The organism is Paenibacillus hexagrammi (assembly GCF_021513275.1).
GTDB classification, from domain to species: Bacteria; Bacillota; Bacilli; order Paenibacillales; family NBRC-103111; genus Paenibacillus_E; species Paenibacillus_E hexagrammi.
On the sequence record NZ_CP090978.1, the window covers coordinates 4602501 to 4627522 of the forward strand.

Consider the following 25022-nt stretch of genomic DNA (forward strand, 5'->3'; position numbering starts at 1 on the left):
ACTATACCGCCCTCAAACAAAATCAACAGCCCCCTGCCTGTATCAGCAAGGGGCTTGTCGTGTACATTCTATACCTTTTTCAATAATCTCTATATGTGTATATTTATTATTTAATATCGATGCTGGTTACAAGCTGGTCCTTGCCTTTGAGTTCGATCAAATGGCCCGCTGTGAACTGAGTAAGATTTCCGGTTAAAGTAACACTTGAGGATACATTATAAATGGCTGTTTGATTGCTGCCGTTGATCGTTTGATTAATCGAAATCGTCGAAATGCCGCCAGAAGCGTTAAGTGTCGTACTGTTCAGTGTACCCAGTACATCAAAGCTCGTATCTGCTTGTGCAAGCTTCGTCACTTCAATATAAATCACTTGATTATCCGCAGTGCGAATGTTTACTTCATCACCGATTTGTAAGGCTGCTGGGCTTACTTGCACGCCTCCGCGATACACATAGACGCTAGGGTGCAGAGCTAGTTGGTAGGTGGAGCCGGACTTCGTAAGGGTCAATACGTTATTGGCAACCGCAGTACTTACCGTGCCGCTGTCAATAGTCGACGACTGAGCCAGTTTCGTTACTTCAATATAGACAACTTGATTATTAAACGTACTCAGTTTCACTTCATCGCCTATTTGAAGCGATGTCGCAGCCACCTTCACTCCATTGCGAAGCACGAATACATCAGGATGCAGCACATATTGCGTTGTAGTACCAGATTTGGTCAGAAGAAGCACATTGTTAGATACAACAGCACTTACTGTACCTGTACTAGAATCTTGATCTTCTCCCGGCAGTTGTCCGCTAGTACGATCTAGCAATGCTGCAAGCTGCGCTCTTGTTACAGGCTGATTAGGTTTAAATGTGTTATCCTCGAAACCATCTACCAGTCCTTTATCCACAGCTACAGCCACATAGCCCACGGAACCTGCAGGAATTTGCTTGGCATCCTTGAATGTCAAGGTCGTATTCATTTTCGCTTTCGCTTCGGCTTCATATTTCAAAGCTTTAACCAGCAGTGTAGTCGCCCAGAGTCGGTCCGCTTCTTTTTGCGGCTGAACGCTGTCATCGCTTTCTGTGAAAAGATCGTTCTCCAGGGCAACGGCTACATATCCAACTGCCCATGAAGGAATTTTATCAGCGTCTTTGAAGTTCAGCTTAGTCTGCATTTCTGCTGTGGATTCCGCTTGGTCGCGAAGTCCCATCAGTCGAACAGCGGCTGTGATTGCTTCAATTCGAGTTACGGTATTGTCCGGCTTAAACGAGCCGTCCTCATAGCCTTCAAACACACGCTTAGAGGCGAGACTTGCTATGTAGCGAAGCGCCCACTCTGCATTTTTCATATCGTTGAAATTCAGGTTGATGTTTATGTTAGCTTGCACATTATTACCTTTACCATTATTGCCTTTCCCGTTTCCATGTCCATTACCATGACCATTATCTTTTGCAAATGCAGCAGTGCCGCCTCCCACAATCATCACACACGCCAAGCAAGTTGCTACCATTTTTTTGAATAACTGCTTCTTCATCAAGTTCCCTCTCCCTTTTACATTAATAATGATATGAAACTATGTTTCGGACCTTCGCGAAGGGTTCCTGGTTATGCTACAAGAATTCGGTCCGGTCGGATTGTTTTGGGGGGTGTGCAAAAAAATAATGAGGAACTATTAAACTATCAAGCTGACGTGCTACACTTAAGCTACAAAGAAAGGATGAAAGGAAGCGAATGCATGCGTTATCGAATCAAATCACTTCATCTAATTGTAATCGCAGCAATACTTCTCTTGCTTGCAGCGGCAGCTATCGCTCTCAGCATCCACAAATCCCGACCTTTAGCACTTAACGAGAGCAAGATCCAGACCACTGCCAATCAGCCTGAGTTAACAGTCCCCACGGAGCCCCAGTCGACAATGAAAGTTGAAAACGCAAACAAACCCATGAATGAAGTAACACCTCCGGATGAATCCTACGATGTGGTTATAATCGGCAGTGAGCTGGAAGGACTTTACTTGGCTAGAGCAGCTGCAGACGAGGGGCTTCGCGTGAAGATTTTAGATCCGAAGAATGCCTTCGGCGGTCAGGTCCTTCAAGGACAAATGCTATTCCTGGACGAGACGCGGGACGAGCATGGCAAGCTGCTTGTGCAAGGGAGAGCGAAGGAGTTATTTGATGGATTTCGAAACGCTAAAATTCGCAAGCTTCCTGAATTCGAGGCCTATATGAAAAAACTGCTTGGCTCCATTCCTATCGAAGAAGGCATTCAAATTCAAGACATGCAAAATCATGATGCTGAGGACCAGTTACACCATATCACTTCCATAACATACGTTGATCAGCAGCAGACTAAGAAAACCATTGGAGCATCCTACTGGGTAGACAATACGGACAATGCAGCATTATTAAGTCGTCTTGAGGTTACCCGTCTACCTGGATTAGAAGCGTTCTATGGTCAAAATAACATTGAATATATGAGCTCAGGCATGATGATGAAATTTACTCACGTGGACTGGAAAACGTTCAATACTACCTTCAATAAGCTGAAGCAGAGCGAGAAAAACAAACGCTTCGGAGGCGGATATGTCAGCGACAGCTACGCGATTGGGTTAAGCGGTGTCACGAGTTCCTATCATCCTTCCAACGACAGAGTATTCTTGAGAGGATTAAACGCAGTGAATCAGAGAGACGGAGATGTACTCATCAACGCACTGCTTGTGTATACGGTCGATCCTGCGAGCAGCAAGTCCGTTCAAGAGGCGGTCTATCTAGGCAACAACGAAACGAAGCTGATTGTCGATCATTTCCGTCAGACGCTTCCCGGCTGGGAACACGCTGAAGTGGGTGACCTGCCTACTTACCCTTATATTCGCGAATATAATCATTACGAAATGGACTATACGTTGAAGCCATCGGATCTGCTTTCGGGTAAAATGTTCTGGGACAATGTCAGCATCGGCGGCTATCCGCTCGATCTTCAAGGAACAAGCGCAAACAAATGGGGCATTGAAATGGGACGGCCGGACAAGTACGGCATGCCGCTGCGCAGCTTTCTTCTGAAAAACTACGATAATGTTATCGCAGCCGGTAAGAACGTGGGCTCCTCCGCCATTGCATTCGGAAGTACGAGAATACAGCCGAATACAAGTCTTGCTGCAGAATCCATCGGCGTCATGCTGGGACAATTACAGGGAAAAGAACGGCTAATGGACATTAATGCGGAGCAAATGGACAAGCTGCATCAGTATCTGGAGAAAAAATATCACATTAAGCTTACCGGTGTAACGGCGGACAACAAGCTTAAAGGATGGACGGAGCAAGAGCTTAGCAAGCTGGACACCGGAGAAATTACGTATCCCAGTTACTCGCAAGTGAAGAAAAAGCAAGCAAAGAGCAAGTAAGCTAGCAAATAAGTAAAGTAAGCTTCAAATAAACTTCAAATAAATAGAGACTGCGTTTTCGCTTTAGAAGTCAGAGCGGAATCGCAGTCTTCTTTACTTTTACAAAGAATCAATAAAATCCTTATTGCCGATTGAAAAAAGCTATGTATAATAAGCATTATACTTATATAAACTTATAAACACTTACGAAACAGAGGTGAAGCTAGTTGTTTCAGGAGGAACGACTCATATCCATCATCAATTACTTAAAAACAAATAAACGAATTACTGTAGACCAAATCTGCGAGCAGTATGATGTCTCCCGTGACACAGCCCGACGTGATATGGTCAAGCTCGAGGAGCAAGGTCGCATTATCCGCACTAGAGGCGGAGCCATTCTTCCTACGCTTTCCAAGGATGTCGGTAATTACGAACAAAGGCTGCAAGCCGAATCTTCTTCCAAGCTAACCATCGGCAAAACCGCAGCAGCACTTATTCTTGATGGAGATTACATTATGATGGATGCATCCACAACCGTCCTGCATGCCGCTACGGCAATGAATTCCAAGAACAACGTTGTCGTAACCAGCTCGATTGAGATAGCAGCAACGTTAGCCCGGAAAGGAGATACAACCGTCCATATGCTAGGAGGTGTGCTCGACAACCAGCACCATAGTGTTTACGGCGCGAAAGCCATCGAAATGCTGAATGACTATCATGTAGATAAGCTGCTGATCGGTACATGCGGCATTACAGAGGATGGTTTGACCGCGCCCAATGAGGAAGATAGTTATTTGGTAAGAGCCATGATGCAGCATGCTGATCAGGTCATTATGCTTGCGGATCATTCGAAATTCGGCAAAAAGCTGTTCCATCGAGTTGTAGGCTTTGAGAGTATTGACATTCTTATAACCGATCAGGAGCTTAGCCCGGAAATGAAGGAGAAGCTGCTAGCCTGCGATGTTGAGATTGTATTAACGGAAGGAGAAATAACCGCATGATTAAAATGATTGTCAGCGATTTGGACGGAACTCTTCTCGATCACAGCAAGAAAGTAAGCCGCCGCGAAATCGATGCTTTGAAACGAATTCAAGCAGCGGGAATCGAGCTTTGCCTGGCTTCCGGCAGGATGCATGTTGAGATGCAGCAGGTTATGCAGGAAATTGATTTTGAGGCTCATTCCGTCTCGCAGAATGGCGCTTTTGTTCATGTAAAAGACGGCACTAGGCTGTTTACTCATTTCTTTTCCCCTGAGCTTGCGTATGAGGTGTATCAAGTCGTCAAAGAGTTTGATATGGTCAAATTGATTTGTACGGGAGACGCTAATTATACGGTTACAATGGATAGCGCCACAGCTGAGATTCAGGCTCGCATGTTCCAGCCTTTCATCGTGAAGGAGGATGTAGGAGCAGCGCTTCAAAGCGATATGCGCTCGTGCAAATTTTCTTTCTTCGGCAAGGTCGAAGTTCTCATGCAGGTGAAAGAGGCTCTACAGCAAAAATTTGGTGAGCAACTGGATATCTACATGGCGGATCACGACTGTCTGGATGTCATGCCGCAGAATGTGTCCAAAGGCAGCTCACTGCTTGTCTTGCTGGAGCATCTAGGACTTAGACCCGAAGAAGTTGCCTGCGTGGGGGACTCTTTCAATGATGTATCCATGTTCGGCATAACCCCTAACAGCTATGCCATGAAGACAGCACATCGAGATGTCCAGCTAGCTTCGGCTTATCAAGTCCATTCTGTTGCAGAAGCGATTGAGCATGCATTTGCAGCATCCAAATTTTTTGAAAGCAGAGGAACTCAAACATCATGAGAAGACTGCTTACAATGGGATGCTTGTCTTACTTACTAACCGGATGCACACACGTTATTTTTGGGGCTGTGTTAACTGAGCTTCTCAAATATTATGGGCGCAGCTATCAAGACGGAGGACTTCTCGTTTTTATGGAATTCGGTGGCTTTCTGCTCGGGGTGCTGGCAGCGCCGTACTTGGCTGGAATCATAAGTCGAAGAAGCACGATTGTTACGGCTTTTGCTCTCCTTTTTTGCCGCTATGGCCGCTACAGTACTGCTGCTGCCCTGGTCAATGGCCGTTACCTTCGTTTTTATTGCCGGAATCTCTTTCGGTCTGGTCGAATCGAGTATCAGTACGTTCGTCCTGCTCGCTGCAAAGGAGCAGCAGGCCATTGCGTTCAGCAAGCTCGAGGTTTTCTTCGGTGTTGGGGCTTTGATTATGCCGCTCATTTCCAGTGTGCTGATTGCTGCGGGAGCCTGGAAATATGCATTCCTGTTGCTGGGAGGCAGCTCGCTTGCCATGGCGGTCATCTGGTCAAAGCTCTCGCTCGGGGAGCATGATCAGTTGCTTGCCCATAAAGCAAAACGCGATCAACCGTCAGTCAAGCTGCCTAGGTTGAGCAAACGGGCGCTCGCAGTCCTGCTTATGTTTATGTTCGTTTTCTTTGTCTACGCGGGAATGGAAAATACGATTGTGAACTTCCTTCCATCCATGTTCAAGGAGCAAATGCAATTGTCCAGCTCTATGTCCTCCCTGACGGTCACCGCATACTGGTTGACGATGGTCATCGGGCGCATATTCGCAGGCGTTATTGCAGAGAAACTAACGTATTTCCGCTATCTGGCGGTATCCTACGCACTCAGTCTGCTGATGGTTCTATGGTGGGTGTTTAATTCATCCGCATGGAGCGGCTTCGCCATTGTCCTGCTGCTGGGTCTGTTCATGTCCGGTATGTTTGCCGTTGCACTTATCTATGCCAATCAGCTTCTTCCCGGCCGGACCGAGCAAACGACAAGCTTCCTAATTGCATCCGGCGGGCTCGGCGGCGCCGTCCTTCCTCTTGCTTCAGGCTGGAGCCTGGATCGCTTCCATGTCAGTGCCACGGTGAGCGCAATAGCTGTTGGTATGCTGGTGGTGCTGCTGGTCGTTTTGTACGCCAAGCGGTTAAAGGAACATCCTCAGACCGCGATTCCCCTTCAAACGGCCGAACAGCATGGGGCCTAGCTTGCGATAGCGAAGCATGGATGATTATCGCCACGCATTGGCAGCACAGCGTTCGCTAGGATTTACATCAAATGCGGTATCATGAATAAGGAATAACTTGCATGCAGAAAAAGGATGGCAGTCCACAACGGGCTGTGCCATCCTTTTGTTATTTCGGCCATTATGATTGTCCTAGCTTTAAATGAATCCTCACGGCATCCTCTTCAAATTGGACTTCCTTCACTCCAATCAGTTTGGGAAGCTGCGCTTCAATTGGAATTTGAACGGTAGCGAGCTGAAGCCATGCTGGCGGCAGCTTCACATCTTTGATTTGTGTACGGGTATGTATCAACTCAATATTAGGCCGGTTCCAGGATAACGTGAAGAACAGCTTTGCGCCTATAGGAAGCCGATCCTTCCAACGAAGATTGACATCCGCCTCCAGCACGTCCCCGTGAAGCTTGGCTTGTGCGCCTTCTATCCGAATCTGTGGCGGCAACTGGCCGTTCGCGGCACTTGCGGCGAGCTGTTTTTTTAACAGATTATCGATATCCGCTTCGGTCAAAACCAGCTCAAGCTTGCGGCTTGCAAGCATAGCAGCGATCTTATCCCCTGCGGACACCTCAACATAGTTTAAATCAAGCGCCTGAGCAGGTCTGACATAGCGGATTAACGCTACAAAACATGCAACTAGCATGGCGGCTGTGACTAAGAAGATGACTAGCTTCTTCAAAGCTTCATCCCTCCTTCGGATTCACGGCAAACCTGTCAAACGGCACATGATTCGCTGCAAGCAATCGCGCCTCTTCAGAGGCCGGCTGCTCGCAAGGGCAGGCTCGCCGGCTGCCGCAAGGGCAGGCTCGCTGGCTGCTCGCAAAGGGCAGGCTCGCTGGCTGCTCGCAAAGGGCAGGCTCGCTGGGCTGCTCGCAAAGGGCAGGCTCGCTGGCTGCTCGCAAGGGCAGGCTCGCTGGCTGCCGCAAGGGCAGGCTCGCCGGCTGCCGCAAAGGGCAGGCTCGCCGGCTGCCGCAAGGGCAGGCTCGCCGGCTGCTCGCAAGGGCAGGCTCGCTGGCTGCTCGCAAGGGCAGGCTCGCCGGCTGCCGCAAGGGCGGGCTCGCCGGCTGCCGCAAGGGCAGGCTCGCCGGCTGCTCGCAAGGGCAGGCTCGCCGGCTGCTCGCAAGGGCAGGCTCGCCGGCTGCTCGCAAGGGCAGGCTCGCCGGCTGCCGCAAGGGCAGGCTCGAAGCAGCAGGGCGCTTACTCCTTGCCCTGCTGCTTCGCCTTGAGCCAGCGCGGCGCGCCCTTGCTCTTGCGGTCCCGCTCGCGCTCGGCCTTGCGAGCGGCGGGCGACGCGGCCCTGCCGCCTGCGGCCGCGCCGGTACGGGCAGCCGGCTTCGCCGCTGCTGCCCCGCCTTGCGGGCCGCGGGCTGCCGGGCCCGCGGCGCTCACGCGCACCGCGTCCGCAGGTGCGGCGCCCTCCCGCGCGACGGCGGCTTGGCCGCCGCCGCTGCGCGGAGAAGCTGCGCCGCCCGCCGGGCGCGCGGCCTGACGGCGGCTGCGCATGGCAGCCGCGCTGCGATCATCGGCCGGATCGACGATCCGGCCCTCGTACATGGACTTCGGCACAATCTTGATGCCGAGCTCCTTTTCAAACTTGCCGAGGATGAACTTCTCCTTCGGCGTAATAATCGAGATGGCCGTGCCCTTGCGGCCCATCCGGCCTGTCCGTCCAACGCGATGCAAATAATACTCCGCGTTCGTCGCCGGATCCAGGTGGAAGACGTGAGTCACGCCTTCAATATCCAAGCCCCGCGCTGCGATATCCGTCGCCAGCAGCAGCTGGAACTTGCGGCTGCGGAACGCTTGCATGGCCTTCGCCCGCTCCTGTTTTCCGGCCTCACCGTACAATGCCTCCACAGAAAGACCGACGTACTGGAGCTTCTGCACCACTTCGGAGATATCCGCCGTTGCGTTTACAAAAACAATAGCGGAAGGAGGATTGATCAGCCTCACAAGTCTCCGCAGCGTATCAATCTTCTCCCGCTCCTCACAAACGAAGTAAAGATGCTCAAGCGTTTCAGCCGTCCGCTGGTTGGGATTGATTTTCACCACAACGGGCTGCTTCATCCATCTCTCCGAGGATTGCACAATACGATCGGGAATCGTCGCAGATACAAAAATCATCTGGTTGCCCTGCTGCATGCCTTTGAGAATCGCCTCTACTTCATGCATAGCCCCCAGCTCAAATACTTGGTCTACTTCATCCACCACGGTGATCTTACTATGATGCAGGCTTAGCTTACGCATTTTAACAAGCTCCAAAATGCGCCCAGGTGTTCCTACAGCAATATGTGGATGAAGCTTCAGTTTATCGACCTGTCAGGCTAGCGCCGCTCCTCCGATTAAGGCCTGGGAGCGGATCGAGCCTCCCTGCGTCAGCTTCTCAATTAAGTGAATAATTTGCATACCGAGCTCTCTCGTAGGCACCACAATAATGGCTTGCAGTTTTCTGTCTTGCGGGTCAATCTTCTGCAGCGCAGGAAGTAAATAAGCCAAGGTTTTGCCTGTTCCCGTCTGCGACTGGATAATGGCGTCTTTCCCCTCCAACAGAGCAGGAATAGCTTCCTGCTGAATCGGACTTGGCTGAGTGATGCCCATTTCATTTAATTTATCTACATAAGACTGAGCAATCTGCAGTCCTTCAAAATTGTTATTCATCTTAAACCCTCTTTTCTTTTCCTTCGAACATTTCCTCAATTATAAGCGACGACTTGCAGCGATACAAACCCCCAAAGGAACAAACCACTCCATCTACCTACACTAGGCTGAGCCCATTGGCCGACCAATATGGATGTGAAGCAATCATATATAAACCCTATGCTCTCATAGCCACCCAAAGGTTAGCGGCTAATTCGTCCTAATAGGATCGTCGCGCTTTTAACTGAAAAAAGTTCTGTTCATTCGAACAGAACTGAGTTGGTTGATAAAATTGAGGCCGTTCCGAGCTTCAGTAGCTTTTCTCCGAGTACTGCTGACATTTTGTTATTCAATTGAAATAAGAGCCTTCTAAAGGGATAACAAAACTGTCAAAGGTGACCGCTACGCTTCTCCGCAAACTACGGAGCCCTCCATCTTCCTTTATCAGCAGTCTGAGTTCTGTTCATTGGAACAGAATTCAGACTGACGCTCTCCTTTATCGGCTGTCTATTGTCTTACTCGTGGTAGCTTCCCCAATCCTGCTCCATTTTGCGGCGAATCGCTTCACGCGCTCTGTACAGACGCTGTCTGACGACTCCCTCCGAGACCCCGAGCTCTCCTGCCATGTCTTTGTAGGAGAGATTGTGGATCCACTTCATCGCAATGATCTGTCTATATGCGGGACTTAATTGATTCACATAAGTGATTATGGCTTCGCGCATGAGCCGAAGCTCAACTTCCTTTTCCAATGGCTGCGATTGTTCCGTCGAGGGAGCGGTCTCCTTGCTGACAAGAACGAGCTCAGACTCCAATTCTTCCCGGTTTCTCTTATGTTTGCGCACGTGATTCAAGGTTACATTCCGCACTAATTTCTTGATCCAGCCTTCATATTTATCATGCTCTTTCAGTGACAGCGCTTTTCTCACAGCACGAAAAAAAGACTCCTGAATAATATCTTCGACGCTTGAATGATCTCTCATAATAAAGTAAATCATCGGATAAACCAGCATGTAAAATTCTTGATACACTTGTTCCTGCTCGGCCTTATCCAAAGTATAAAAGTCAGTCGTAAATATCAGGATTAAATACTTCGACATAAAAGCCCCCCAGCATGAACGGATTCAGCATCCGATCTTCCTATTTAATATTAGGACATTGGGAGGCAGTAAACAATATGAAACGTTGAAAAAATTTCCATGAACTTCCTAACAGCCTATATTTATTACGGATTACATGCGGACGGAGTGCTCTTTATAAACATTCAGCTTATCACCGATCCAAGTAAAAATGGCTTCGAGCGCCTGCTCCTCCTGATGTTTTGGGAAACGATGGTCGAGACCGTCATAGAGATTCATTGTATAGTCCTTATCCGCACGCTCCAGGGACAACGCCAGCTTCCTTGCCTGTTCTACGCTTACCTGTGTATCTCCGGTTCCATGCACAATGTATACCGGACTCTTAACATGCTCGATCCAATAAATCGGAGACCGTTCCCAGTAAGCCTGTTCGTTCTTTTTAGGGTGTCCTACGACTCTTTTCAACATTCGGCGCAGATCCACTCTCTCCTCGTAGGTATGGAACAAGTCGCTGACTCCGCTCCAAACCACGACAGGACCAACCTCGCTGCATTCCTTTGCCGCCCTTAGCGCCATTAATGCTCCTCTGGAAAAGCCGATTAACGCAACGGGGCCGGGGCCAACCTCCTCCAATGCTTGCACCATAGGGATGGCGTGGAATAAATCAAACCGGTCTTCCCCGCCAAAGTCCTCCCGCCCTTCTCCGCCTTCATTGCCTCTGTAAAATGGTGCAAATACAACATAGCCTTTCTGGGCCATGGACACAATTTTCCGCTTGCGGACCATACCCACTCGTCGAATGCCGCCCCGGCAGAAGATGACGGCAGGCCTTGGCCCCGAGCCCTCCGGCACAGCCAAAAAACCTTTTACCCTAAGTCCTTGACTCATATAGGTGATGAGGTACAAGGACACCTGCTTGGCGTAGCAACGAACTTGCTCTCTTTGCAGAAGTTGGCCATCACGCGGTTCGTTCTCGGTCATTGCGGTCATTGACATGCGAAACCTCCCGTTTTGACAGTTGTGCCTGCTTGAGCTAGACTAAATGCGACCGTCTATCTTATCTTCCTTACGAAAGGCAGAAACTATGAATACAGAATTTGAGAAACAATTTGAAGCTTTACTTGAAAAAACAGCTGAACTGATTACGGGGGATTCTTCACCCGAAATGATTGAAAAAGTGAAAATATGGGCGATTTACAATCATATTCACAAGTCTTTGCCAGCCTTAGCCTCTCACTGGAACCAGAACCATTCTGAAGGCAAAGCGGAGGTTCGCCGTATTTTCGAGGAGATTCGGGAAAAGAATCAAGCTATGAAAGCAGGATCGAAAGGTGATTCCGACACGAACAAGTAAGCATGAACAACTTCGTCGTCCAGTTTGTTGATCAAGTAGGTTCCCTTACGAGCTTCAGTAGCTTTTCTCCGATTGCTGTTGACATTTTGCTGAGCTCTTCAATCCAGTTATCAACAGTCGGATACTTTTCTAGTGAAAAAAGTGGTTGAGCAGCATTCTCCTATTTGGAGATTCTCAGCTTAGCCACTTTTTTGTGATCATGAACCAGTTGACGTCATGTCTATCACAGGCTGTTACTTCCTTACTTTTTATTAAGCATTCTTGCAGCCACTCGATCAAACAGCCGCGGAAAAAGATGAAAGAGCTTGATGCCAATCCCTGCGATCCTAGGAAGGTCCTTTTCTGGGATGCTGCGTTCTACAGCGTGAATCAGCTCGTTGACAACCTTTTCGGGTTTCAGCATGAACCAGGAAATATTTTTGACATAATTCCCGCTTGGGTCTGCTTTATCAAAGAAAGGCGTGGATATCGGTCCCGGGTTGATTGCGGTAAGCCCAATTCCCGTGCCCATCAACTCTTGACGGAGACTGTTGGTAAATCCGATGACCGCATGCTTCGTTGCCGAATAGCCTGTGGACTTGGCCGATCCCACCTTGCCCGCCATCGAAGCAATATTCACGATGTGCCCTGCCCCCGCTTTCATCATGTGGGGAAGCACTGCCTGGGTACAACGTACGATGCCCAAATAATTGACGTTCATCATATCTTCAAAATGCTCCAGCGGTGCATCCACAAACGACTCGAATATGCCGTAACCTGCGTTATTCACCAGAATATCAATCCGTCCGAAGCGTTCTATAATCTGCTCTATGACCTTATGAACCTGCTCCGTTTGTTTCACGTCCATGGCATAAACGGCATGCTTGACGCCCAAGCTCCCTGCAATCTCGTCCAATTTATTTTTACTGCGGGCAGTCAGAACCGGAATAGCGCCGCGCTTGGCAAATTGCCGCGCCATTTCTTCCCCAATCCCGCTGGATGCCCCGGTAATCACTACTACTTTATCAGCAATATTCAAGATCATTCTCCTTATTCGGTTACTTATGTATAAAAAAATGGAGAACTGCCGAAGCAGACTCCATTATTCTAACAAATATGAATCGCGATATGCATCATCAATTAAGTGATCAACACTTGAATGTCCAGCTCACCGATACTATCCATAATCAGAGGTATAGTCAGCGCTTTCTTGGGCGTGAAGCCCGCAGCCGAAGCGGATTGAACAATCTTAGGAGGAGTGATGTCCACACGAACCCCTTGATTAAAGAGCATGGTGCTCGCGTTACCGCTGATCATGTTGCCCAGTTCAGAAATCGCGCTCTTGCCCATTTCATCCATTTCCGTAATAACAAAACCGCCCATCATAGCGGATACCATCTTCAACGCAACATCTTCCGCTAGTCCGAAAACGATGTCACCTTCCATTTGTCCTGTCATACCAATTTGAATCCAAATATAATTCTCAACGAATTTGACGTCCTTGACGCCGAGTTGACCTGTTGTAGGGCGTATATTAGCAACTTGCTCAATAACGATTCTAGCCGATTCCAAAAAGGGGTTAATATACTCAGCCTTCATAAGCTCCGATCTCCTTTTGTGAAAATAATCCGCATACTCGACGTTTTTCTACATTATACCTAAATTTTTAGGACAAGTATACTGCTTTTCCTCAGAAAATAGTGCCAATTGCTCACAGAAGAGCATCCCATCCAGTTTTTACGGGTTGACTTCTGCATTTCTCCTACAGATCTGACGAAACACAGTCCATTCAGGTTGACACGCATACAAAAAATAGATCATGAAGCCTCTGCATGCCGGTTCCCATCCTGCCCAGAGGCTTACCTTTGGCGATCCTAGCTGAAACTTGCAGAAAATATGCACAAATTGTATAATTTCCTGTCGAATACTGTTACAATTATGGCAGAAAATCCCTTGCACAAGGAGTGCTGAGATTCCGTGATGTTTAAATCGAAACAACGCAATCGACTGTGGAGCTTATTTCGAATTGCATTCATTTATCATATCGCAGCTTGTGCATTACTGCTGGCAGATCTTCTTATTCTGCACCCGATTCCTTACTTTCAATATTTGAAAAAGATTGGAATTGCTATCGATATCTTTTTCTTCGGACTGATTCTCTATCAGGCCTGGCACTGCATCAAGCATCTTAGAACGGAAGAACAGTCCATGCTTGAAGACGTGCAGCGATTCAAATCCCTTTATGACAATCACCCGGATGCCATCATCTCTTTCAGCCTTGAGGGAGACATCCTTGCTTCTAATCTTAAACTCGAAAGCTTGATCGGTCATAATGCTGACACCAAGATGCACACCTCGTTTATTCCTATGATTCATCCACCTGATCTTCTTATCGCCCTCCATCATTTTCAAGTGGCATCTACCGGTACACCGCAGCACTTCGAAGCGGCATTCATCCATAAGAACGGCCACCCTGTTCAGTCCAACGTTACATTTGTCCCTACCAAGGTTGAAGGCAAAATTATCGGCGTCTACGGGATTCTCAAGGACCTTACCGAAGTGAATGAGCAGAAGAAGGAAATTGATAAGCTGCATCGGCAAAATCAGCTCATTTTGAATTCTGTATCTGAAGGCATTTATGGTGTTGACATCAATGGCCGCACGATGTTCTGGAATAAAGCTGCGGAAGAGATGACAGGCTGGAGAGTCGATGAAATGCTCGGTCAGCGAATTCATAATTTATTGCGGTCCAATAACTTGGACGAAGAAGCGCTAAACCAGGAACAATGCCCGATTCTTTCTTCCATCCTTCACCGGGAGGTCAAGGTTGTCAAAGAAGAACCGTTCTGGAGAAAGGATGGCTCCAGCTTTCCCGCTGAGTACATGTGCAGTCCGATCCTCGAGGGAAACGGGAGACTGCTTGGAACCGTCATTACCTTTAAGGATATTACGGAACAGAAGAAAACCGAGGAATTGCTCTTCAAATCCGATAAGCTATCTGCAGTCGGGCAGCTGGCGGCAGGCGTAGCGCATGAAATCCGCAATCCGCTTACAGCGCTCAAAGGGTTCCTGCAGTTGATGAGAACGGACAACGCCAAGGAAAAATATTATATTGAAATTATGCAAAAAGAGCTGCAGCGCATTGAATTTATCGTCAATGAATTTCTGTTTGTTTCGAAGCCACAAGCTATTCATTTCGAGGTGCAGGAGCTTGATTCTATTGTGGTCAGCACCATTGAACTCTTACAGCCGCAAGCGTTGATGAATAATATTCTCATCGAAGTTGAGCTCGCCCCCGAGCTCCCGCTTGTTACATGTGACGAGCATCAGCTGAAGCAAGTATTCATTAACATCTTGAAAAATGCTCTGGAAGCTATGTCCGGTGGAGGAACGATGCGCATTCAGGCCTTCCCTTCCGAGGATCAGAAGAGCTTGTGCATTCGTTTCATCGACCACGGCTGCGGGATTGCTCCCGAACGCATCCCTAAGCTCGGCGAGCCGTTCTACAGCACGAAGGAGAAAGGCACGGGGCTTGGCCTCATGGTCTGCTACCGCATTATTGAGGCACACGACGGCACGATGAAAATCCGCAGCAAGCTTGGAGAAGGAACCACTGTAGAAATCACACTGCCGGCTATGCAAGGACATTCGCTTGTCTCGGAACCCTATGCCGGCTAACGAAAGGGAGCGCAGAACACATCATGAATGGATTTCTCATTGATCTAGATGGAACTTTATATAGAGGACACGACCCCATCCCTTACGCGAAGGAATTTATTGAGCTGTTGAACCGCAGAGAGTTGCCGTATTTGCTCGTCACCAACAATTCCTCGCGGACACCGCAGCAGGTAGCCGAGCATCTGAAGGGGCTCGGCATGGAAGTATCCGCGGACGCGGTCTATACGTCCTCACAGGCTGCTGCGCACTACATGGCGCAGCAGCAGTCAGGACGACGCGTGCACATGATCGGCGAAGCCGGATTGCAAATAGCCTTGGAGGCGGCCGGCTTCCTCCTCTCGGAGGAGACGCCGGACTACGTCGTCCAAGGCATTGACCGCAGCTTCAGCTACGCGAAGCTGACGGATGCGGTGCGCCATATTAAAGGCGGCGCCACCTATGTACTGACCAATCCCGACCATCTGCTTCCGTCGGATGGTGGGCTTATGCCGGGCGCCGGATCCATTGCGGCGTCCATCCGCACCGCGACCGGCGTGGAGCCGGTCGTGATCGGTAAGCCCTCGCCGATCATTATGGCTTACGCCATCGAGCGGCTCGGTTTACCCGCCGATCAGGTGTGGGTGATCGGCGATAATGCCGCGACGGACATCCGCGGCGGAGCCATGGCCGGCTGCCTTACTGCATTGGTCTTAACCGGCGTGGCCACAGCCGACAATGTGCAGGAGCAGCTCGCGCTTGCAGGCGTTACGCCTGACTTGGTTTGCGACAATCTGCGCAGCTTCGCGCTTCAGCTTATACCGGACTGTGAAACAGATTTTGCCAGCCGTCCATAAAGATTTTCACAGCAAGGAAGCAGAACATAGCGGCGGAGATGATGGAGAGCACACGCACAAAGCGGGTGCTTGACCACCGCCGTGACGCTCCTGCCGCCAGTGCAATAAAGGCCGACCAGGCAAGCCCCGCCACGAAAAACCCCGCTACAAAAACGATGGTGGTCCTTACATCTTGAACACCCAAGCTGGCGATGATCGGCCCTGCCACCACCGCAAACCACAAGATAACGGTTGGCGAAGACAGGGCAAGCCCTAGCCCCCACCAGAACTCATTCCCTTTCTTAAGCTCCGCCTGCAGCTGGACGGACTGCTCCTTCAGCGCCTTGCGGACCATTTGCACGGTAAGCCATCCAAGTACAAGGGTTCCTCCTATCCACAGTACCCAACGGACAAACGGAATTTGAAAGATAACGGTCACTCCGAGAAGAGCGAGCGTCAAATACGTTAAATCTCCGAAGCAAGATCCGAATCCAAGCTGAAAGGAACGCTTGGCTCCTCTCTCGATGCCGGTTTGAATCATGGCTACATTCACAATCCCCAGGTCGCAGCAAAGTGATAAAGAAAATATAAATCCTTTAAAAAATGCGATTGCTAGCACTGCCATCCCTTCCTTTGGTGCTTACTTTAATCTTTTTTATGCCTGACTGCACTTTCGTTACTTGCTGCAGCAAGTATCCTGATGATAGGGTAAACGAATTGGCCTCCGAAGTCACGAGCCAATCCGGGGAAGGCCGAATGGCTGAAGCCCTCCGGCTGCTATCATATCTGGTGCCGAAAAATGAAAGCCGCCGTCCCTCTCGATCAGGAACAGCGGCTTCTTTCATGTGTATGGTTCCCAAGGTACATCCAAAGGGCTTCCTTGCTCCTGCAGCCTGCCCTGCCGAGAGTCAGTTTGCAGCTTCTCCAGCCACTTCAGCTCAGCCTCCGCTCTGGTATAGCCGCCAATCATCATGTGCAGCACAACTCGGGGGACGATGGAGATGTGCTCTTCATACAAGCTTTTCATCTTCTGCATCAGCAGCTTCTGCTCCATGATCTTGAGCTCCAGAATGTCAGCAATCTTCTGCTGGTCGCCGTAGCCTGAAAAAGGAAGTGCAACGTACAAAGGATGCTCAAATCGAACTTCTTCATGGAACTGCTCCAGGAGCAGCTCATGAAATTTCTTTTTGCCCGAATCGGTAATCTGATAGATCGTTTTTTCGGGACGGTTCGATTCTTTGACTACCTGGACAGCCTCAATATATCCATCCTTCTTCAGCTGGTCGATAGCATAATAGAGTGAACCGTCCTGCAGCTTCATATAGTGCTGCATGCCTCTTTCTTTCATCGTTTGCCTAATTTCATACGGATGACGATTCGTTTCCATCAGCAGTCCGAGAATGATAAGCTTCATGGACAATTCTTGCACACCTCCTTAATGACCGGAAGGAGCGCTTCCTTTAACGGGGGCCTTCCCCACCTCTAGCTTGGCGTTGCCCATCGCGAGGATGAATATCAATCCCAGCACCGCGATGATCACCGTAATCTGGAACACCGCAGCGATCGAATCAGCCAATGCCGCTATAAGCTTATGCAGCACGTCCGGCGGGATTTGCGCTCTGACTTCAGGCTGCAGCAGCGCTCTCGCGTCATGGAACTTCTCCGCCATGGCTGGATTTGGCACAGCCTCCTTGATTTTATCCGCTAACGAGTTGACCTGTACGCTTCCAAAGACAGCTACCCCTATAGCCGAGCCTACCGAACGGAAGAAGCCGACTAGCGAGGTGACCGAGCCTCTGCGGCGAAAATCAATTTTATGCAGCGATGACATCGAAATGACCGGGAAATTAGCTCCAAGACCCAGACCAAGGACGATCATAAACATCGTGATGACCCATCGTTTAGAGTCAATGGAGATGCTGCTCAGCAGAGCTGTTCCTACAATAACAAGCGCGATAGAGCCCAATAGAACATTGCGGTAGGAGAACCTCCCGATAAACCGGCCCCCGAGTGCGCTGCTTGCCACAACGCCCAGCATCATCGGCGTCAGGACGGAGCCTGAGCTCGTTGCAGAGCCTTCAAATACACCTTGAATAAAGATAGGGATGTACGTTCCCGCTGAGATCAGAATCGCCCCGTAGGCGAAGCTTGCCCCCATACTCGAGGAAAACAAACGATTCTTGAACAGATCCAGAGGGACGATGGGCTCCGATGCGACTCTTTCGATCGCAATGAACACCAGCAGCAAAACAACGAATCCGACGAACAGCGTAATGATTTGCCAGGATCCCCATGCATACTCTTTGCCGCCCAGCTCCAGTGCAAACATAAGCGAAAGGATAGCAGCCGTCAGCAGGACCGTTCCGCCCCAATCAATCTTAGGCTTACTATGGTGCACCGATTCATGGTACGAGAAAATGATCAGCAGCAATGCGATAATCCCCATAGGCAGATTGATGTAGAAGATCCATTGCCACGTCACATAGTCTGTAAAATAAGCACCGATGACAGGTCCCAGCACACTGGAGATGCCGAAGACAGCCCCGAAGAGCCCTTGCATCTTGCCCCTCTTCTCAGGAGGAAAGATATCGAAAATAATGGCAAACGTAATGGGCATCAGCGCACCGCCGCCAATCCCCTGGATCGCCCGATATACGATTAACTGCGTCATGGACCCGGAAGTGCCGCAAAGCGCAGAGCCAATCATAAAAACGATAATACCGATGATGAAAAACAGCTTTCGCCCGTACATATCGGACAATTTTCCGAATATCGGCATCGCCGTCACGTTGGCGATTAGATAGGCGGAGAATACCCATACGAATTGTTCAAAGCCGCCCAACTTGGAGACAATCGTCGGCATCGCCGTAGAGACAATCGTTTGGTCAAGCGCCGCTAAGAGCAGTCCCAGCATGAGCCCTACGACGACCCAGGTCGTATTTGATTTGCGTTCTGACATGTTCGTCTTCCCTTTCTCTGACATTGATTTTTTCTTACACAAATTATTATATTCAAATTTGAGTAATTTTCAATGAGATTAACTACTTTTCCACAGTTATTCTTTCCATCCCCTTCCACCCTATTCGAAACATTGCCGTCAACATCCTCATGGCATATAATGAGGTTAGAAAAGCTTTTTATTCCCTTTACAATTTCGATAAATTTTATTTGTAATTCATTCAGTTTGCAGGAGGTGATCGCATGAATATGAACCAATTAGAGACACTGCTTACGATTTCCAAAACGATGAGTTTTCGGAAAGCTGGGGAGCTTCTTAACCTGACTCAGCCTGCGGTATCCGCACAAATCAAAAGTCTCGAAGATGAGTTCGGCACCATCTTAATTGACCGAAATCAACCTGTCACTTTAACTGACAGCGGAAAACTGTTTCTTGAGCACGCCGAGAAGATTTTGCGCATCGCCAATGATTTGAAGCAGCGGCTTGCCGACCTGAGCCAAACTCCGCAAGGCCACATTCATATCGGCACCACAACGTCTATCGCGATGCAGATACTACCGCGGGTACTATCTTATTTTCAAGATCAGTTTCCTCTGATTAAAACCACCATTCATTCCATGCCCTCATCTCAGATTATGAATAATGTGGACAACGGACAGATCGATATCGGCATTACCTACTTACTGGAGAAAAATCAGTCGTTGGAAACCTCCGTGCTCTATTACGATTCATTTGAACTCATTGTATCCGCCCAGCATCCCCTCAGCCGGTTTTCCCATTTATCCATTGAGAAGCTTCGCAATATTCCATTCATTATGCTCTCGCCGGAAACCGCCGGGCGCCGCTTTGTGGATCAGGTGTTCAAATCGCTCGACGTGACTCCGAATATTGTTATGGAGTTGTCGAGCAGTGAGGAAGTTAAACGAATGGTTGAACTCAACCTGGGTGTTGCGATCATTTCCAAGCTTTCGGTTACGGATGAGCTGCGTCACGGCACCTTGAAAATGGTCAAGGTCAGTGAACTGGATATTACGCATCCCGTAGGTGTAGTATATAAGTCAGGCAGATACTTAAGTTCCGCTATGCAGCAGTTTTTATGTGATTTGAAAGGCATGCCGGAAACCCAATTTCTTGGATCGGAATAAGGATGGAGGGAAAGCAGTATGAAGTTTGATTTGCATACGCATCATGATCGCTGCGGTCATGCGCAGGATAAAATTCGGGACTACATTGAAGCGGCCATCAAGGGAGGCTTGTCCGTTATCGGCATCTCCGACCACTCTCCGTATTTCGGAAGCCCGCTAGAGCATGCTCAGCCTCAGATTGCAATGGCTAAAAGCGAATTCCCCCGCTATGTGGAGGAAGTGCTCGCGCTGAAGCAGGAGTACGCTGGAAAAATCGACGTGCTGCTTGGCGTTGAATCGGACTTTTTCCCGGAGCATATCGAGATCTATAAGCAGGAGTATGCCAAATATCCCTTTGACTACATCATCGGCTCGGTTCATTTGTCCGGCGGCGTCAGCATTTTTAACCGCAACCGTTGGAAAGGACTTAGTAATCCCGAAAAAGTCGTACATAAAGAAGAATATTACCGCCTGATTCAAGAATCGGCTCGCACCGGCCTCTTTCAAATCCTTGGACATATTGATGCCATGAAAGGCTTCTACCCTGCTTTCTCAGATATTCCTACCCCAAAGGTGGATGAAACTTTGCAGGTGATCAGCGATTGCGGAGTCGCCATTGAAATCAATACGTCCGGTAAGACCAAAGACGTCGGCGGCTGGTATCCGTCCGATGAAATTCTCGAACGCGCGCTGCATTACGGTGTCGAGGTTACGTTCGGCTCCGATAGTCATGTTCCCAGCCGCGTAGGTGATGAATGGGATCAGGTTCGCGCCAGACTGAAGGAGATCGGCTTCACGCATTGGGTTTATTATAAAGAAAAGAAAAAGCAGAGCGTACAGCTGTAACGATAAGCGAAAAACCGCCCTGTTCCTTCACTCCATAGGAGTAAGGACAGGACGGTTTTTTCTGTTTGATGCCAGGCAGCTGTGATAGAGCCATAGTCGGCGGGGCAGCTCCCCGCTTTTACTCGCTTGCTGCAGCAGCATCCAGATTAGACATCTTCCACTGGCTCTCAAGCAGTACCTGCTCGGTTTGCGCCGCGCTCATCGGCCGATAGAAGTAATATCCTTGAATCTGATTACAGCCGCTGGCAACCAAAAAGCTTGCTTGCGCTTCGGTCTCTACACCCTCGGCAATAATGTCGAGATCGAACGACCTCGCAACGGAAATGATCGCTTTGATCATCGCCTGATCTTTGTCGTCTGAATGAACGCCGCGAACAAACGATTGATCCAGCTTGATCTTCGTAACCGGGAATCGCTTCAAGTAGCTTAGTGAAGAATATTGCGTCCCGAAATCATCGACGGATATCGCGACTCCCAGCTTGCGCAGCTCACGCAGCGCATCCAACTGTTCTTCCTGCATGGCGACATTCTCTGTAATTTCCATTTCCAGACAGCACGCATCCAGGCCTGTTTCCTGCAGAATCCTTTGTACTTTATCGACCAGCTTATCATCGTGCAATTGCCTTACGGATAGATTAACCGAAATCGGCAGCGGTTTTCCTAGCAGGCTCTGCCACTTCTTCATCTGCTCACAGGCCCCGCGTAAGATCCACTCCCCGATCGGCACGATCAATCCCATCTCTTCCGCTAGCGGAATAAATTCTCCAGGAGAAACATAACCCTTGGTAGTGTGATTCCAACGCAGCAGCGCTTCTACACCGCTAATTTCTCCTATTGAGCAGTCCACCTGAGGCTGATACACGATTTCCAGCTCGCCCCTGTCGAGCGCTTCCCGTAAATGATTCCCCATCTCCAGCTTGGAGATCGAGTTCGTCTCCATCTGTTTATTGAAGAAACGATACGTGCTTCCGCTATCATTCTTGGCCGTGTACATCGCAATGTCCGCATTCTTGAGCAGCTCTTCTCCCGTCGTGCCGCCGCTTGGATACATAGCGATGCCTACACTGATGTTAGCGAAGAACATTTTACCGGAGATATGGAACGGAAGCTTAAATAAATCCAGCAGCTGCTCACATACCTGTTCAATCGCCTTATCCTCGCTGTAGCCCTTCAATAAAATCGCAAACTCGTCACCGCCAAAGCGTGCAAACAGGTCGATGGGCACTTCTGCATGCCGAATCCGTTCCACAACCCCTTGGAGCAAGAGATCACCCGTATGATGCCCTTGGGAATCATTCACGATTTTGAAATTGTCGAGATCAAAGAATAAGATGCTGATGGGCATTCCGCTCGTCTCCGCTTGCTCGATAGACGACTGAAGAGCGGTTAGGAAGTAAGCGCGATTGGATATTCCCGTCAGCATATCGTGATACGCTATATACGAGAGCTGCTGCTCCGATTCCTGCAGCTTCACCGTAAATTCCTGCAGCTCATGTTCGCCGGCTAATAGTTCTTCGTTCATGGCTGTCAAATCCTCATTGGCTATGCGCAGAGCCTGCGTCCGCTCCTCTACCATGATACTTAGATTGTTCTTCTGCCGTACGATATACAAATAAAACAGCAGCCCCAGCAGCAGGACGCTTAGGTACGAGCAGCGGATCCAGATTATTTGCTCGGCAATACGCTTCAAACTGTTCTCGGGAGGCAGTGCTGCGAGCTCCCATACTTCATCATGGGCAAGCACGATTGTAGAGTACATCGGATGCTGCTCAAAGATATGCTTATCCCCGTAAAATGCTTCAAGCCCCATCACTCTGATGGCAAGCTGCAAATCGCTTTTACTCTTTTCTTTAATTCCTGATTCCTTCAGCAAATGGTCCATGTCTAGTCCCACGGAAACAAATCCCCAGAACATCCCGTCTTGATAAATCGCTTTTCTGGCCACCAACCCGTTATTCCCCTGCAACAGCTTAAAAGGACCGTTAAGTGTCATTTCTTTCGTTTGAAGCGCACGCTGAATCTGCAGTTGAACATCTTGACGATCATCCTGAAGCAAATTCCAATTGACAAAGTTTTCATTCCCGCTCAGCGGATATACAAATTTGGCTATACCATGCGGAGCAATAATAAGATTAAAGGCGGAACTTTCGACCTCTCCGTATAGGGAAGCCAAAAAATTTTGTACGTCTTCGTCGCTTGAACGGTGAAGCAGATAGTCCGACCTCACGTAAGCCTCAAGCGCTCCCATCAAATTGACATTGCGTTCAATCACCGACTTCAAAGAATTTGCCTCTGAAATCAATTGGGATTCTTCCGATGTTCGCAGTTCTTTCAACAAAGAAGCTTGATAGTCTTTCAGTGTAGCTTCAACGGAAGGAATTAGGGCCAGAAATATTAACGTAACGATCACATAGTGAAATTTCCTCATCACTGCCTGCTCCTACATCATAGTTCTGATGTATTACTTCCCTTCCCCTAGCGGAAATCCCTTTGTTTTTGAACAAGAAAAGAAAAAAATATCGAATTTTGTTGATTTTTTTCTTTTATTCCCGAACGCCCAGAATGTCCCGGACGCGGATCCATTCGCCGCTCAGCTGGACCCGCCCGGATAAGTAATCGGTCTTCTCGATCCTGCCTCTTAAGCTGCGATGTCCGTATTCGCCGTATATGACAAGCTCGACGGGTGTTCCGCCGCTTACGGCAGCGGCAAGCTGCCTCCCGATCTCCTCTTGCTCCTGCTCATCGAGCTCCGGCAGTGCCAGCTTGCCCAGCACTTGGCTTGCCTCCTGGATGCGAAGCTTGTGTTCCGGCAGCATCATTCGAGATGATTCCCATAAGCCGTTGTTTGTCAGTTTTTTGCTCATCATCGATAATGACCTCCAATCTTCTTGGCTCTGTCCGCCGCTTGCCCGGCCGAAGTGGCCGACACAGCCCGAACAATCGCCGTTTCACCGAACCTTCGTTTCAGCTCATCCGTCGTCCGCTCAAGCTCACGGAACCGGTCCCGCTCCTCGAACATCGTAAGCTGGTAGCTCTCCTCGCTCGAAAGCTGCGAGATACCGACAGCCACCTTGCGCACCGGAAGGCCGTCCCAATGCTGCTGGAATAGCTGAACAACGGCCTTGTACACATGATTCGTCACATTCGTAGGATCGGGAATTTTCATCTGCCGGTAAAAGCCTGTAGGCCGGTCGAAATCCGCTCCCTGGCAGCCCACCGATACGACCGAGCCCATGTACTTGAGCGAGCGGCAGCGCAAGCAAACCAGCTCCGAGAGCTCCAGCAGCACCACCTTGATCTCATCCAGCGTTGCGTAATCCCGGGGCAGCGTCATCTGATGGCCGATGCTTTTGGGCGCTTCGCTGTGCGTATAAGGGCTTACGGGGCTGTCATCGATCCCGTTGGCAATGCGCCAGTACAGCTCCGCGTCGATATCGCAATTCTTGCGGAACTTGCGGCGCATCATCTCCTTCAGCTTGCCTAAGGGAGTTTGGGCCAGCGCGCCGATCGTCGGAAGACCCATCGTATGAAAGTGTGCCATCATCCGGCTTCCGACCATAAACAGCTTGCCGATGTCCAGCGGCCACAGCTTCTGGGTCATTCCCTCCTTCGTCAGCGTGAATAAGCCGGAATCCGACTTCTTGGCAAAATTATCGCAGGCCATCTTGGCTGTCACCTTGGAGAAGCTGATGCCCAGCCTCGTTTTGACCCGCGTCTCGTTCCATACCCGCTCCTGAATTGCTGCGGCAATCGTCAATGGGTCCCCAAAGATGCGCTGGGATCCGGTCACGTCGATAAATTGCTCATCGATGGAGTACGGCTCCACGAGATCGGAATAGCTTCTGTATATCTCCGTGATCTGCATCGAGATCTCAATATAAGTTTGCATGCGCGGCTTAATCACGATCAGATCGGGACACTTGGCGATCGCCTCGCCCACCCGCTCCGCCGTCGTCACGCCGTACTTCTTGGCCATCGGGCATGCCGCTAGCACAATGCCGCTGCGCCGTTCCGGATCACCGGCCACAACAAGCGGCTTGTTGGCATATTGCGGGTTAGCCGCCTTTTCCACACTGGCATAAAAGGATTGGCAATCCGCCAGCATAATGACACGCTGATGTTGATTACCCAT

General features: G+C 49.5%; 22 protein-coding genes and 1 pseudogene. 9 read left to right on the forward strand and 14 right to left on the reverse strand.

Translation table 11 applies throughout. The features are described from left to right. Window positions 1-106 precede the first annotated feature (106 nt). The gene (locus tag L0M14_RS20750) at window positions 107-1525 is read right to left on the reverse strand and encodes an S-layer homology domain-containing protein (RefSeq protein WP_235118483.1); all 1419 of its coding nucleotides are present in this window, start codon (window positions 1523-1525) and stop codon (window positions 107-109) included. A gap of 201 nt (window positions 1526-1726) precedes the next feature. Here L0M14_RS20750 and L0M14_RS20755 point away from each other — a divergent pair, with 201 nt between their 5' ends. From L0M14_RS20755 to L0M14_RS20770, 4 genes are all read left to right on the forward strand, one after another. After that, entirely contained in the window at window positions 1727-3391 is a 1665-nt protein-coding gene (locus L0M14_RS20755) for an FAD-dependent oxidoreductase (RefSeq protein WP_235118484.1), read from the forward strand. 206 nt (window positions 3392-3597) lie between these two features. After that, entirely contained in the window at window positions 3598-4371 is a 774-nt protein-coding gene (locus L0M14_RS20760; RefSeq protein WP_235118485.1) for a DeoR/GlpR family DNA-binding transcription regulator, read from the forward strand. Then, window positions 4368-5186 carry an HAD family hydrolase gene (locus L0M14_RS20765; protein WP_235118486.1) on the forward strand — a complete coding sequence of 273 codons (819 nt, stop codon included), beginning with the start codon at window positions 4368-4370 and terminating at the stop codon, window positions 5184-5186. Before L0M14_RS20760 ends, L0M14_RS20765 begins: the two co-directional genes overlap by 4 nt. 207 nt (window positions 5187-5393) lie before the next feature. After that, window positions 5394-6392: an MFS transporter gene (locus L0M14_RS20770; protein ID WP_235118487.1), complete on the forward strand. Its 999-nt coding sequence runs from the start codon at window positions 5394-5396 to the stop codon at window positions 6390-6392. A gap of 160 nt (window positions 6393-6552) precedes the next feature. Here L0M14_RS20770 and L0M14_RS20775 read toward each other — a convergent pair whose 3' ends face one another. The 5 genes and pseudogenes from L0M14_RS20775 to L0M14_RS20790 all read right to left on the reverse strand — a co-directional run bounded on the left by L0M14_RS20775 (window position 6553) and on the right by L0M14_RS20790 (window position 11134). Continuing rightward, window positions 6553-7104: a hypothetical protein gene (locus L0M14_RS20775; RefSeq protein ID WP_235118488.1), complete on the reverse strand. Its 552-nt coding sequence runs from the start codon at window positions 7102-7104 to the stop codon at window positions 6553-6555. 518 nt (window positions 7105-7622) lie between these two features. Continuing rightward, window positions 7623-8597 carry a helicase-related protein gene (locus L0M14_RS20780; protein WP_311198919.1) on the reverse strand — a complete coding sequence of 325 codons (975 nt, stop codon included), beginning with the start codon at window positions 8595-8597 and terminating at the stop codon, window positions 7623-7625. After that, window positions 8577-9083 (reverse strand): annotated as a pseudogene (locus L0M14_RS31620) (DEAD/DEAH box helicase family protein); the annotation flags it as partial. The pseudogene L0M14_RS31620 and the gene L0M14_RS20780, both read right to left, overlap by 21 nt. A 494-nt stretch (window positions 9084-9577) precedes the next feature. Continuing rightward, window positions 9578-10159: an RNA polymerase sigma factor gene (locus L0M14_RS20785; protein ID WP_235118489.1), complete on the reverse strand. Its 582-nt coding sequence runs from the start codon at window positions 10157-10159 to the stop codon at window positions 9578-9580. A gap of 132 nt (window positions 10160-10291) precedes the next feature. Beyond that, window positions 10292-11134: an alpha/beta hydrolase family protein gene (locus L0M14_RS20790; protein ID WP_235118490.1), complete on the reverse strand. Its 843-nt coding sequence runs from the start codon at window positions 11132-11134 to the stop codon at window positions 10292-10294. Window positions 11135-11222: 88 nt separating this feature from the next. On the opposite strand from L0M14_RS20790, the gene L0M14_RS20795 reads away from it, so the two are divergent. Then, complete coding sequence (locus L0M14_RS20795; RefSeq protein WP_235118491.1) at window positions 11223-11492, forward strand: DUF2573 family protein; 270 nt, start codon at window positions 11223-11225, stop codon at window positions 11490-11492. A 241-nt stretch (window positions 11493-11733) separates the two neighbouring features. Here the strand turns inward: L0M14_RS20795 and L0M14_RS20800 are convergent, their stop codons facing one another. Next, window positions 11734-12516: an SDR family NAD(P)-dependent oxidoreductase gene (locus L0M14_RS20800; protein WP_235118492.1), complete on the reverse strand. Its 783-nt coding sequence runs from the start codon at window positions 12514-12516 to the stop codon at window positions 11734-11736. A 95-nt stretch (window positions 12517-12611) separates the two neighbouring features. Then, complete coding sequence (locus tag L0M14_RS20805; protein ID WP_235118493.1) at window positions 12612-13070, reverse strand: chemotaxis protein CheX; 459 nt, start codon at window positions 13068-13070, stop codon at window positions 12612-12614. A gap of 381 nt (window positions 13071-13451) precedes the next feature. On the opposite strand from L0M14_RS20805, the gene L0M14_RS20810 reads away from it, so the two are divergent. Both L0M14_RS20810 and L0M14_RS20815 read left to right on the forward strand, forming a co-directional pair. Beyond that, window positions 13452-15149: a PAS domain-containing sensor histidine kinase gene (locus L0M14_RS20810; protein ID WP_235122985.1), complete on the forward strand. Its 1698-nt coding sequence runs from the start codon at window positions 13452-13454 to the stop codon at window positions 15147-15149. 23 nt (window positions 15150-15172) lie between these two features. Continuing rightward, complete coding sequence (locus tag L0M14_RS20815; protein WP_235118494.1) at window positions 15173-15982, forward strand: TIGR01457 family HAD-type hydrolase; 810 nt, start codon at window positions 15173-15175, stop codon at window positions 15980-15982. Here L0M14_RS20815 and L0M14_RS20820 read toward each other — a convergent pair. The 3 genes from L0M14_RS20820 to L0M14_RS20830 all read right to left on the reverse strand — a co-directional run bounded on the left by L0M14_RS20820 (window position 15942) and on the right by L0M14_RS20830 (window position 18920). Continuing rightward, a complete protein-coding gene (locus L0M14_RS20820; RefSeq protein WP_235118495.1) occupies window positions 15942-16580 on the reverse strand; it encodes a LysE family translocator in 639 nt (212 codons plus the stop codon). The genes L0M14_RS20815 and L0M14_RS20820 overlap by 41 nt on opposite strands. Before the next feature lie 222 nt (window positions 16581-16802). Next, window positions 16803-17375 (reverse strand): PadR family transcriptional regulator, encoded by a 573-nt coding sequence (locus L0M14_RS20825; protein WP_311198920.1) that lies wholly within the window; start codon window positions 17373-17375, stop codon window positions 16803-16805. A gap of 21 nt (window positions 17376-17396) precedes the next feature. Further along, the gene (locus L0M14_RS20830; protein WP_235118497.1) at window positions 17397-18920 is read right to left on the reverse strand and encodes an MDR family MFS transporter; all 1524 of its coding nucleotides are present in this window, start codon (window positions 18918-18920) and stop codon (window positions 17397-17399) included. A 242-nt stretch (window positions 18921-19162) separates the two neighbouring features. On the opposite strand from L0M14_RS20830, the gene L0M14_RS20835 reads away from it, so the two are divergent. Together L0M14_RS20835 and L0M14_RS20840 are read left to right on the forward strand one after the other, a co-directional pair. Further along, window positions 19163-20065, forward strand: a complete 903-nt coding sequence (locus L0M14_RS20835; RefSeq protein ID WP_235118498.1) for a LysR family transcriptional regulator — start codon at window positions 19163-19165, stop codon at window positions 20063-20065. Window positions 20066-20083: 18 nt separating this feature from the next. Continuing rightward, window positions 20084-20890 carry a histidinol-phosphatase gene (locus L0M14_RS20840; protein ID WP_235118499.1) on the forward strand — a complete coding sequence of 269 codons (807 nt, stop codon included), beginning with the start codon at window positions 20084-20086 and terminating at the stop codon, window positions 20888-20890. A 118-nt stretch (window positions 20891-21008) separates the two neighbouring features. Here the strand turns inward: L0M14_RS20840 and L0M14_RS20845 are convergent, their stop codons facing one another. From L0M14_RS20845 to L0M14_RS20855, 3 genes are all read right to left on the reverse strand, one after another. After that, a complete protein-coding gene (locus L0M14_RS20845) occupies window positions 21009-23318 on the reverse strand; it encodes a bifunctional diguanylate cyclase/phosphodiesterase (protein ID WP_235118500.1) in 2310 nt (769 codons plus the stop codon). 115 nt (window positions 23319-23433) lie between these two features. Then, window positions 23434-23757, reverse strand: a complete 324-nt coding sequence (locus L0M14_RS20850) for a YolD-like family protein (protein WP_235118501.1) — start codon at window positions 23755-23757, stop codon at window positions 23434-23436. Beyond that, window positions 23754-25022 carry a DNA polymerase IV gene (locus tag L0M14_RS20855; protein WP_235118502.1) on the reverse strand — a complete coding sequence of 423 codons (1269 nt, stop codon included), beginning with the start codon at window positions 25020-25022 and terminating at the stop codon, window positions 23754-23756. The genes L0M14_RS20850 and L0M14_RS20855 overlap by 4 nt, the downstream gene beginning before the upstream one ends.